Raw genomic sequence first — 11,317 nt, forward strand, 5'->3', positions numbered from 1 at the left:
CCAACTGGAAAGCATTTTCAATCCGCTCGACAACCAGGTTGGTGCGGGTTAAGGTCGGGCGCGTTCCGGATTTGCCACCTGCCGACCTTTGCGTCCTGACCGGCAGGGCTCACCGGACGGTAGCGATGCGCATACAACCGGAAGAAACCTTGAGCCCCCGGCAGATTGAGGACCGCCAGCGAGAAGCCTGGCGGGAGGCGTATCGTTATGCCGCCGCCCGATCACCGTTTTATCGTGAACACTTCCGCCGGGCAGGCTTATCGCTGCGGGTTCCGCCTTCGCTGGAACGGCTCGCTCGCATTCCCACCATTGACAAAGCGATCCTTTCCGAACAGACCGACGCGTTTCTATGTGTGCCGCCCCAACGTGTGGTGGACATCGTCACTACCAGCGGTTCCACCGGGCGTCCGCTGGTGTGGCGGCTCACCGATGCGGACTTGGACCGGCTGGGACGCAACGAATGCCTTTCCTTTACCTGTGCCGGTTTGACGGCTGATGACACGGTCATTCTGGCGGTCACGCTCGACCGCTGTTTCATGGCGGGGATGGCTTATTTTCTCGGGCTGCGCCAGCTTGGTTGCGCGGTGGTGCGCGTGGGACCAGCCACCCCCGTGATGCATTTGGATATTCTGCGGCGGGTTTCCGCCACCGCCATCGTGGGGGTGCCGTCTTTCCTGGGGTTGCTGGCAGAAAAAGCGGCGGAAGAAAACTTCGGCCTGGCATCGCTTGGGGTGCGCAAGGCGGTTTGCATCGGTGAACCGGTGCGGCATGAGGATTTTTCGGTGAATCGCTTGGGGCAGGCCATCGAAACCGGGTGGAATGCGCGGGTGTTTTCCACCTATGGAGTTACGGAACTGGCCTCCTCGCTCTGTGAATGCAGCGCGGGTTTGGGCGGGCATCTGCATCCCGAGTTGCTGCACTTGGAAGCGCTGGATGACGCCGGGCGGCCGGTGCCGGAGGGGCAGGTGGGCGAGTTGACGGCCACCACCTTTGGCGTTGAGGCCATGCCGCTGATCCGCTATCGAACGGGAGATTTTGCCGCCCTATTTCGTGGTCCCTGTCCGTGTGGGCGTCGCACGCTTCGCCTCGGGCCAATTCTGGGGCGGAAGAGCCAGAAGTTGAAAGTGCGTGGCTCCACGTTGTTTCCCGCCACGTTGAAGACCGTCCTCGATGGGGTGCCGGAAGTGCGTTCATACGCCATTCTTGCCCGGCGCGATAGCCCCCTCTCCGATCATATCGAAGTGCGGGTGGCGTTTGCTGGCGATTCCCGCAAGATTTCGGAGGTGCTGCGGGAACGCTTTCAAGGCACCGCCAAAGTCTCCCCGCAGATCACCCCGGCGACCTCGGAAGAAATTGAGGCGCTGCAACTTCCCCACGGTGCGCGTAAACGACGGTATTTTGTGGATTTGCGGGGTGAGCAGCCATGAATGCTCCCAATATCTGCGTGGTCATCCCCGTGTATAATCATGCGCTGACGTTGCAGCGCGTGATTCGTGGCGCGCGGGCGGCATTTCCGGTGATTGTTGTCAATGACGGTTCCACCGATGATACCGGAAAGGTCCTGGCCGGCGAGGTGGGGATCACGGTTATTACGCTGGCGGCCAATCAGGGCAAGGGGTCGGCGCTGAAAGCTGGCTTTGAACGGGCGGAAGACATGGGGTTTTCTCATGCGATCACCATTGATGCCGATGGGCAGCATCAAACCTCGGCCCTGGCGGAATTTGCGGCATCCTGCCGGCAACAGCCGGATGCGTTCATCATCGGGGTACGCGATTTGAAGAAGGAAGGCGCGCCATTTGGACGTCGTTTTTCCAACGATGTTTCCACTTTCTGGTTCCGCTTCGAGACCGGGGTGCGGCTTGCCGATACGCAATGCGGCTATCGCTGCTATCCGCTGGCGGCCATTCGGGGGCTGCCAGTGAAGTCGGAACGCTACGCCTACGAATTGGAAATCATGGTCAAAGCGGCCTGGGCGGGCATCCCCTTGCAGGCGCAACCGGTGGCGGCGGATTATGCCGCGCCCACGTCGCGCATGTCGCATTTCCATCCTTGGCGAGACCTGCTGCAAATCTCACGCGTCCACTCCCGATTATGCACGCAGGCGTTTTGCCTGCCGGCACCCCTGCGTCGGCTCGTCTGCCATCGGGAGTGGCAGACCTTGCCAGGACGGCAGCGTTTCCGCGCCATATTCCGGCACGTGTTCTCTGAGAACACCGGGACACCGGGTCGGTTTGCCGCTGCCGTGGGCTTGGGCTTGTTTTGCGGTATTGCGCCCATCTGGGGCTTTCAGATGTTAGCGGCGGCATTTCTGGCCCACCAATGGCGGTTGAACAAGGCCATTGCCTTGGCCGCTAGCAATATTTCGTTTCCGCTCGTGGCTCCGTTCCTGATGGCGGCGGGGTTGGTGCTCGGTCATTATTTGCACACGGGTCAGATGGTACAATTCGCGCCGCAAGTCGCGGCGCAAAAGATTCCCGCATATTTTTCCGAATGGTTTGTCGGTAGCGTGGTGCTTGCGCTGTTGGTTGGGGTGGCCGGCATGGTGGTCGCTTATGGCCTTGCCCGTTTTAGCCTGCGTACGCGCCCCAAAACCTGACCTTTGTGAAACGCTGGACAAGCCCCGCTGGTTTTGGAACACTCCGCCGCGTGAAACAGTCAATCATTACACTGGACATGGAGGGAGTATTGACTCCCGAAATCTGGATCGCCGTCGCGGAGCAAACCGGAATCCCGGAATTGCGCCGCACCACGCGCGATGAGCCGGACTATGACAAGTTGATGCGCGGGCGCCTGGCCATTCTGGACCGGCACGGCCTGAAGCTTTCCGATATCCAGTCCGTCATCGGCAAATTGCAGCCGTTGCCCGGCGGCAAGGAGTTCCTGGACGAGCTGCGCTCCATCGCGCAGGTGCTGATTCTCTCCGATACGTTCGAGCAGTTCGCCTCCCCGCTCCTGAAGCAGCTCGGCTGGCCGACGCTCCTCTGCCACCGGCTGGTCGTCGAGAACGATCGCATCGTCAATTACCAGTTGCGTGTGCCGGATCAGAAGGCCAAGACCGTCGTCGCGCTGCGCCAGTTGAATTATTACGTGATTTCCGGCGGCGACTCCTATAACGACACCGCCATGCTGCTCGCCGCGAACCGCGGCTTCCTGTTCCACGCGCCGGATAATGTGAAGCGGGACTTCCCGCAGTTCCCGGCGCTGAATACCTATCCGGATTTCCTGGCCGCGCTGCGCGGGGCGATGCGGCAGGCGGAAGTGGAATGAATTGGTCCGCTTTTGAGGTTGTCTTTTACCCCCCGTCCGGTTAATCATCCGCACGCATGAACTTGGTAGATTTAGTCCGGAAGGCGGGCGTCGTAGGCGCGGGTGGCGGCGGATTCCCCGCCCACGTCAAGCTCGCCGCCAAAGCCAATACCGTGATCGCCAACGGCGCGGAGTGCGAACCACTATTGCACAAAGATGCCGTGGTGATGGAAACGCTGGCCGCTGAACTGGTGCGCGGTGTGCAACTGGCGATGGAAGCTGTTGGTGCTCCCACCGGTATCATCGGCATCAAAAAGAAAAAGAAACATGCGGTCGAAGCCGTCCAAGCCGCCTGCCAAGGTACTCCCGTAAAGGTTCATTTGCTCGGGGATTATTATCCCGCCGGCGATGAGTATGATTTGGTTCATGAAGTCACTGGCCGTCTGATCCCGCCCGCCGGGCTGCCCATCCACGTTGGCGCGGTGGTCAACAACGTCGAGACGTTCATCAACATCGCCGCTGCCAGCCAGGGCCGCCCGGTGACGCGCAAATATTTGACGATGGCCGGGGCCGTGAATAATCCGGTGACCCTGATCGTGCCCATTGGGATTTCCATGCGAGAATGTATCGCGGCCGCTGGTGGTGTCTCCACTCCTAACCCGGTGCTGTGCCTCGGGGGATTAATGATGGGTGAGACCACGGAGAATCTGGATGTGCCCGTGACCAAGACGACCACCGGAGTGGTTGTGCTGCCGCGCGAGCATCCAATTATCCAGCGCAAGCTCAAGCCAGCGAAGACCAAGGCCAAAATCGGCAAGTCCGCCTGTGATCAGTGCCGTTATTGCACCGAATTTTGCCCGCGTTTCCTGCTCGGCTACGATGTGCAGCCGCACGCCGTGATGCGCAGCCTGGCCTTTACGGCTACGGGTGAGGCACATTGGAACCAACTTGCCGCGCTCTGCTGTGCCTGCGGCCTGTGTACCCTTTACGCTTGCCCGGAAATGCTGTACCCCAAGGAAGCCTGCGACGACGCCAAGGCCGAAATGCGCCGGCTGAACCAGAAGTGGACGGGGCCAACGACCGTCAAGGAACACCCCATGCATGACGGACGCCGGGTGCCCATCAAATTACTCACCCGCAAATTGGCGGTGGCGGAGTACGACCTGCCGGCTCCTTTCCAGAAAACGGAACTGACCCCAAGCCAAGTCGTGCTGCCGCTGAAACAGGGTGCCGGTGCACCCAACAACGCGCTGGTGAAAGTCGGGGACCGGGTGACTGCCGGCCAACCGTTGGGCGAATTGCCGCCCAACGCGCTCGGCGCGATTATTCACGCGCCCTTCAACGCCTCGGTGACCGCTGTAACTCAAGACCGTTTAACCTTAGCGAGGGTATCATGAAAGATCGTTCCATTGGTTTGATTGAATTGTCGAGCGTGGCCGCTGGATTCCAGGTGGCCGATACGATGCTCAAAGCCGGCAACGTGCAACTGGTGCTCTCCCGCTCCATTTGCTCTGGCAAATACATGGTGTTGATTTGTGGTGACGCCGCGGCGGTGCGAAGCGCCGTGGAGGCCGGGGCCGCGGCTGCCAATGGTTGCCTCATTGACAAGTTCCATGTGGCCAGCGTACATCCGGACGTGATTACCGCCCTTGGTCGCTCCCAACCCGGCGAACCAACCGGTGCCTTGGGAATTTTGGAGTCGTTCAATGTCGCCACTCTATTGTTGGCTGCCGATGCCGCTGCCAAGGCGGCCAATGTCACCCTCATGGAAATCCGCTTGGCGATGGCGCTGGGCGGCAAGGCATTCCTCACCATGACGGGCGATGTGGGTTCCGTGCAGGCGGCGGTTGCCGCCGGACGCCAGGTCATCAGCGAAGCCGGGATGCTGGTCAACGCCGTGGTGATCTCCCGCCCGCACCCGGACGTGTATCGGGAAGTGATTTGAGCGTGGAAAACGGGTTGGGTCGTATTTGTTCCGGCCCGTTTCTTGTAGCCGCCGACGTCAGTCGGCGCATATTTAAATTGAGTCCTATTTTGAAACTGCAACCTTTATTTCGGCTTTCGGCTTTCGGAATTCTTTCGGGATTCAGTGTTCGGGCTTCGGATTTCAATGGATTCTGAACCGCACGTTAAACCACAAGCAAACCACATCGTTAACCATTCCCCACTCTTTATGCGCCCCTTCTTGTCCCCCATGCTCGCTGGCATCCTTTGTGCCGGAGTCACCTCGATTACCGCCGCGACGTTCCATGTCGCCCCGAACGGCAATGACGCCAATCCTGGCACTGAAGCAAAACCGTTCGCCTCGCTGGAACAGGCGCGCGATGCCGTCCGCAAGCTGAAGCAGACCGGCGCCGCCGAGGCGGTGATCGTCTATCTCCACGCCGGCATCTATTCGCTGCCGCAGGGGTTCAAGTTTGCGGCGCAGGACGGCGGCACTCCCGCCGCTCCGGTGGTCTGGCGCGCCTGGCAGAATGAGAAGCCCATCCTGATGGGCGGCCGCGTGATTACCGGGTTCACCCCGTACAAGGGGCAAATCCTCAAGGCCGACGTCGGCGCGCAAGGTTTCAAGGGCGTGAACTTCCGCCAGCTCATCTTCGATGGCAAGCGCCAGCACCTAGCCCGCTATCCCAACTACGATCCGCAGAATCCCTACGGCGGCGGTTGGGCGTATGCGGATGGCAAATACGTGCCGATGTATGCCGAAGTCCCCGGCGAGGATAAAGTCTCCTTCAACTGCAAGCCCGCTGATCTCCGCAACTGGGCCAAGCCGGAGGAGGTCGAGGTTTTCGTCTTTGCCCGGTACAACTGGTGGAATGACATTGTCCGCATCAAGTCGCTGGATGCCGCCACCCGCCACATCACCCTGACGCGTGACGCCTCGTACGCCATCCGGCCCGCCGACCGGTATTATTTCCGTGGCGCCCTGGAGGAATTGGATGCGCCCGGCGAATGGTATCTCGATAAGCAAACCGCCACGCTCTATTTCTGGCCGCCGGCGCCCCTGCAAGGCAGGTCGGTCATGGCGCCAAGCATCCGCACCATAGTTGAAGTGGGCGCGGGCGTGGCGAACCTGACGCTGCAAGGCCTCACGTTTGAATGTGCCGAGGGCAATGCGGTGGTGCTCACGCAGGCGACCAACTGCCTCGTTGCCGCCTGCACGGTCCGCAATGTCGGCGATTACGGCGGTTCCGGGGTGGTGGTGAACGGCGGTTTCCATAACGGGGTGACCGGGTGCGACCTCTATGAGATTGGCCGCGACGCCATCTCCCTGAACGGCGGCGACCGCAAGAAGCTCATCTCTGCCGAGCATTTCGCCGACAATAATTACATTCACCACACGGGCGTCTCGTACAAGCAGGGGGTGGGCGTTTCCCTGACCGGCGTGGGGAACCGCGCCTCGCACAACCTGATTCATGATTGCCCGCGCTTCGGTATTCTCTTCAGCGGAAACAACCTGGTGCTCGAATATAATCACATCCGCCACGTGGACCTTGAAACGGCGGATACCGGCGCGGTCTATACCGGCGGGCGCGATTGGATTGGTTCCCGGGGGACGGTGATCCGCTATAATTATTTCCACGATATCCTCGGCTACGGCTATGAGAACGGGCACTGGTGCTCGCCGCATTACGCCTGGGGCATTTATCTCGACGATAATACCGGCGGCGTGGACGTGTACGGCAACATTGTGGCGCGCGCCATTCGCGGTCTGATCCACCTGCATAACGGGCGCGACAACCACATCGAGAATAATATCTTTGTGGACGGCAAGCTCCAGCAGATGGAATGCAACGGCTGGTCGGATACCCATCGCATGTGGAAGGATCATCTGCCCACCATGATCAAGGGCTATGAATCCGTCATGAACGAGCCGGCTTGGGCTAACATGCGCAACATGCAGTTGCATCCCACCAACGCGGTGCTGCCTGATCACAAAATCATGTCCGGCAACGCCTATTTCCGTAACATCGTCCAGTACCGGGAGCCGCAGTCCAAATACGTCAGCTTCCGCAACTTCCCCTTTGATCACAACCAATGCGATTCGAACCTGGTGTGGCATTTCGGCCAACCCATCCTGACCGGGCAGAAATCCGCCGGGAAAGAGTTGTCCGGGAATTTCGCTCCCAACCCGGGATTCGAGCAAGGCACGCCGGGCGCGCTGCCTGCGGATTGGCGCTGGCAGATCCATCCGCTGCCTACGGCCAAGGCGGCGCTCGTGGAAAATGTGGGCGGCGCGAAGCGCGTTCTGCGCGTGGATGCCGCCTTCAACAAGGAGAAGCCACGTGACAATTACCCCATCGTGGTCAGCAAGGATTTTGAACTCAAGCCCGGGCATCAGTACAAACTTTCGGCCCGCATCAAATCCACTGAACCGTCCGCCAAGGCCGGCCTGATGATTCAATCGTATGTGGCCAACGCCTACTTCTGGAGCAGCAGTCCCAGTGATGTCAAAGCCGGCACCGATTGGAAGCCGTTCGAGTTCGTCTTCAGCGTTCCGTCGCAGGGGGAAAAAGGGTGGCACGAGAAAATGAAGAAGTTCTGTGTGCGGGTGGACTATCAGAGTGAAAAAGGCGCACTGCTGGTGACGGATGTTGCCCTGAAAGAAGTGGCCGCGCTGGATGAGTGGGCCGCCTGGCAATCGGCCGGGATGGATCGGAACTCCGTGGTTGCCGACCCGCTGTTCGTGAACGCCGCCAAGGACGATTACCGGCTGCAAGCCGGATCGCCCGCCTTCAAGCTCGGCTTCCAGCCGATCCCGGTGGAGAAGCTCGGCCCGTATCAGGATCCCCTGCGCGCCACCTGGCCGATTGTCGAAGCGGAGGGCGCGCGGGAAAAGCCACTGGTCTCCGGCAAACCGGGCGAGCAATGATAGAGCAAAGCAAACTCTGTATCCCGAAATCGAAGTGGAAAAATATACAGCGACAAAACAACAATGGGCACTATCCCTAACCCTCCGTTTCGGAATTCGTATTTCGGAGTTCTTTCGGTCCTCGGTTTTCGGACTTCGGAGTTCAGGTTCATGCGCGAAATTTCGTTCGGGAGAACACTCTCGCTGTCCTGCCTGCTTCTCCTGACCATCCTTTTGCCTGCCATCACCGCCACTTCGGAGAATTCTCCAACGGAGCAACAGCAGCAGGCGCAATTCAAGAACCCGCCGGCGGAGTTCCGCATTCTCAAGCTCATCCACAATTGGCCCGCTGCCACCGAGGCGCAGGATAAACAGATCCAATGGCTGGTCACGAATGGCTTCGGCGGCATGGCCTGCAATGTGCCGTTTGATAAGGGTTACGTGGAAAATGAAACCAACTGGAATATCTTCCAGCAAGTCGTCAAGGATGCGAAGAAACAGAATCTGTTCCTGTGGCTCTATGACGAAAAAGGGTATCCCTCGGGCAATGCCGGGGGCATTGTGCTGCGGGATCATCCCGAATGGGAGGCGCGTGGTTTGCTGATCGCGGATGCCGAGACTTCCGGGACCAACGTGACGCTGGCAGTTCCTCCCGGCTCGCTGATGTTGGCGGCGGCCTTTCCCATTCAGGGTGGGCGGATTGATTTGGCGGGGCGCTTGGACCTGGCCGGAAAAATTGCGAACAAGCAACTCACCTGGCAGCCCGCTCCGGGCCAATGGCGCGTCATGGTGATCACCGAGGATCACCTTTATGAGGGCACCCACGCCGACCACAACGTGTATGCGCACATCCCCTACGTGAACCTGCTGCAACCGGAACCCACCGCCTATTTTCTCAAAGCCACCCACCAGCGTTACGCGGATCGCCTGGATGCGAATTTGGGGAAATGGTTCATGTCCACCTTCACCGATGAGCCCTCTCTGATGAGCTTGTTCCTCTCGCCCATGCCGTATCGCGTTCTGCCTTGGGCGCCGAATCTGCCGGTGGAATTCAAGCGCCGGCGCGGTTACGATCTGGTACCGAAAATCCCCGCCCTGATCGCCGAGGCCGGACCGGAAGGGGCGAAGGCACGCTATGATTTCTGGCTTACCGTGGGTGAACTGGTTTCTGAGAACTATTTTGGCCAGATTCAGGACTGGTGCCGCCAACACCAAGTGGCATCCGGCGGCCATTTGTTGTTCGAGGAAAGCCTGCTTTACCAGGTGGCCTCGTATGGCGACTTTTACCGCTGCATCCGGCGTCTGGATGCTCCCGGTATTGACATGCTGACCAGTCTGCCGCCCGAGGTGCCTCACTACATCGCGCGCCTGCTCTCCAGCGCAGGTGAATTGCACGGGCGCACCCTGGTCATGAGCGAGACCTCGGACCACTCCCAGCGCTACCGTTCGCCCGGTGACAAACGTCCTGTCCGCGTGGTGACCGAGGCTGAAATGCGCGGCACGTTCAATCGGCAGATGGTCAGCGGGGTGAACTGTTTCACGAGTTATTACAGCTACAAGGATCTCACCCAGGAGCAATTGTTGCGCCTGAACGAATGGGTGGGCCGGTGCTGCGCCATGCTGCGCGGGCTGCCGCAGCAGGCGGATCTCGCCGTGGTGTACCCCACCGAAAGCCTCTGGCCGCGCTTTATTCCTTCCCGCCACTATGTGCAGGACGCTACGGCTGCCCAACAGATCGCGAGCACCTACGTTTCCACGGTGAACGCTCTGTTTGGCAGCGGGCAAGATTATACCATTATTGATTCTACCGCGCTGGCCGCCGCCCAGGCGCAATCCAAGCGGCTGGTGCATGGCAATCTGGAATGGCGGATGGTCATCCTTCCCGCCGTGGATACCTTGCCGCTGGCGGCGTGGGAAAACCTGGCCGCGTTTGTGCGGGCGGGTGGCGTGGCGGTTGCGCTGGGCGCTTTGCCGGCCAACAGTGAAAAAGAGTTTCCGGACCCGCGCGTCCAGCAGCTTGCCCGGGAAATATTCGGGGCCAATCCGAGTATCGCGTACGTTCAGGCCAACCCGGCGGGCGGCGGTGGCATCTTCCTGCCCAGCGGCTCCGAGGGATTACTCCCGCGCCTGTTGAAGAAGATCGTGCCGCCAAGATTGCTGGTCGGCGATAAGCGTTCGCCGTTGCGCACCACCCACCGGGGCAATGCCGGCAACCATTTTGATTACCTAATCAATGACAGCGCGGAAGCCTGGTCGGGAACGGTCAGTTTCCCGCGTGCCTTGGCCAGTGGTCCGCAGTCGTATGCCCTGTGGCATCCGGCCACCGGCGCGATGGAACCTGTGGCGGGTGCGGCAAACCTGGCGCTCAAGCTGGGACCTTACGATGCGGTGTTCTTTCACGCCAAGGATTCCCTGTCCGCCACCGCTGCGGCAAAGACGCAAAGCCCGCTAAAAACCGGTGCCCTGCCGGGCTTGGTGTCCAAACCGATTGCTCCGACCCAGGCACAGGTCTCCGGCGGCGAATTTGTGCAGAAGCAAGTCGCGCCGGACTCGACGCATTCCACACGGGAATTACCTGCCTGGCGCGCCATCGGTGTCCTTACGAAAAGCCAGGTGGACACCCATCTGTTCCTGCGCCTGCCCTACACCAACCGCTTGGACCTGACCGGCACCGAGTACGTGGTGATTGATACGTGGGTGCCGGACAATCAATCAACCGGACCGCAGCTTCTGGTGATGCTTCACGAAAAGGGCGGGGCGGATTACTTGGCCAATTCCGGTCGCTCACTTGGCAAGCCGGGGCTAAATCGCACGTATTTGCCTATTCAGAATTTTAGTTTGGCTGGCTGGTCCAAGGACGACAATGGCCGGTTGGATCTGGACGCGATCACCGAAATACGCATCGGCTGGGGCGGCCACTTCGGCCAGCAAGGCGACCACCTCGAATTCAGCGTCGCCTTACCGCAGGTGGTCAGGGATTTCTGAGGTACATTCTTGGCATACGGGTCAATGTGACTGACGTTTTTGGAAGTGCACAGTAAGTCATCACACCAGCGAGAATTGCGATCAAAATCACGGTAATACTTCGTGGCTGGAACCGAAGCTGAAATCTTCGAGTGATGGCAAGGTAAATGACACCAAGCGCCAGTAAAGCCATGGTTACGTTAACCGAACTTTCGACACTGGGACGGGTTTTTAATAAAAATCCCTGGCGCAATC

General features: G+C 59.8%; 8 protein-coding genes. 7 read left to right on the forward strand and 1 reads right to left on the reverse strand.

The window, feature by feature from the left end; translation table 11 throughout:
* Positions 1 to 125: 125 nt before the first annotated feature.
* The 7 genes from WCO56_16210 (at position 126) to WCO56_16240 (ending at position 11,083) form a co-directional block, all read left to right on the forward strand.
* Positions 126 to 1,427, forward strand: a complete 1,302-nt coding sequence (locus tag WCO56_16210) for an AMP-binding protein (protein MEI7731122.1) — start codon at positions 126 to 128, stop codon at positions 1,425 to 1,427.
* Positions 1,424 to 2,596 carry a DUF2062 domain-containing protein gene (locus tag WCO56_16215; GenBank protein ID MEI7731123.1) on the forward strand — a complete coding sequence of 391 codons (1,173 nt, stop codon included), beginning with the start codon at positions 1,424 to 1,426 and terminating at the stop codon, positions 2,594 to 2,596. Before WCO56_16210 ends, WCO56_16215 begins: the two co-directional genes overlap by 4 nt.
* A 50-nt stretch (positions 2,597 to 2,646) precedes the next feature.
* Entirely contained in the window at positions 2,647 to 3,267 is a 621-nt protein-coding gene (gene thrH / locus WCO56_16220) for a bifunctional phosphoserine phosphatase/homoserine phosphotransferase ThrH (GenBank protein MEI7731124.1), read from the forward strand.
* A 56-nt stretch (positions 3,268 to 3,323) separates the two neighbouring features.
* Positions 3,324 to 4,643, forward strand: coding sequence for a 4Fe-4S dicluster domain-containing protein (locus WCO56_16225; protein MEI7731125.1), 1,320 nt, complete (start codon positions 3,324 to 3,326; stop codon positions 4,641 to 4,643).
* Positions 4,640 to 5,191: a BMC domain-containing protein gene (locus tag WCO56_16230; GenBank protein MEI7731126.1), complete on the forward strand. Its 552-nt coding sequence runs from the start codon at positions 4,640 to 4,642 to the stop codon at positions 5,189 to 5,191. Before WCO56_16225 ends, WCO56_16230 begins: the two co-directional genes overlap by 4 nt.
* 228 nt (positions 5,192 to 5,419) lie before the next feature.
* Positions 5,420 to 8,119 (forward strand): right-handed parallel beta-helix repeat-containing protein, encoded by a 2,700-nt coding sequence (locus tag WCO56_16235; protein MEI7731127.1) that lies wholly within the window; start codon positions 5,420 to 5,422, stop codon positions 8,117 to 8,119.
* Positions 8,120 to 8,269: 150 nt separating this feature from the next.
* Complete coding sequence (locus tag WCO56_16240) at positions 8,270 to 11,083, forward strand: glycosyl hydrolase (GenBank protein MEI7731128.1); 2,814 nt, start codon at positions 8,270 to 8,272, stop codon at positions 11,081 to 11,083.
* On the opposite strand, the gene WCO56_16245 is transcribed toward WCO56_16240, so the two are convergent.
* Positions 11,070 to 11,317 (reverse strand): hypothetical protein (locus WCO56_16245; protein MEI7731129.1); only part of this gene is annotated, 248 nt, incomplete at its 5' end. The genes WCO56_16240 and WCO56_16245 overlap by 14 nt on opposite strands.

This window comes from Verrucomicrobiota bacterium, assembly GCA_037139415.1.
In the GTDB taxonomy this organism is placed as follows: domain Bacteria; phylum Verrucomicrobiota; class Verrucomicrobiia; order Limisphaerales; family Fontisphaeraceae; genus JBAXGN01.

Bases quoted from the DNA above. Each gene is read 5' to 3' on its own strand.
- WCO56_16240 (MEI7731128.1), top strand. From the start codon at position 8,270: ATGCGCGAAATTTCGTTCGGGAGAACACTCTCGCTGTCCTGCCTGCTT.
- WCO56_16225 (MEI7731125.1), top strand. From the start codon at position 3,324: ATGAACTTGGTAGATTTAGTCCGGAAGGCGGGCGTCGTAGGCGCGGGT.
- WCO56_16215 (MEI7731123.1), top strand. From the start codon at position 1,424: ATGAATGCTCCCAATATCTGCGTGGTCATCCCCGTGTATAATCATGCG.
- WCO56_16235 (MEI7731127.1), top strand. From the start codon at position 5,420: ATGCGCCCCTTCTTGTCCCCCATGCTCGCTGGCATCCTTTGTGCCGGA.
- WCO56_16230 (MEI7731126.1), top strand. From the start codon at position 4,640: ATGAAAGATCGTTCCATTGGTTTGATTGAATTGTCGAGCGTGGCCGCT.
- WCO56_16210 (MEI7731122.1), top strand. From the start codon at position 126: ATGCGCATACAACCGGAAGAAACCTTGAGCCCCCGGCAGATTGAGGAC.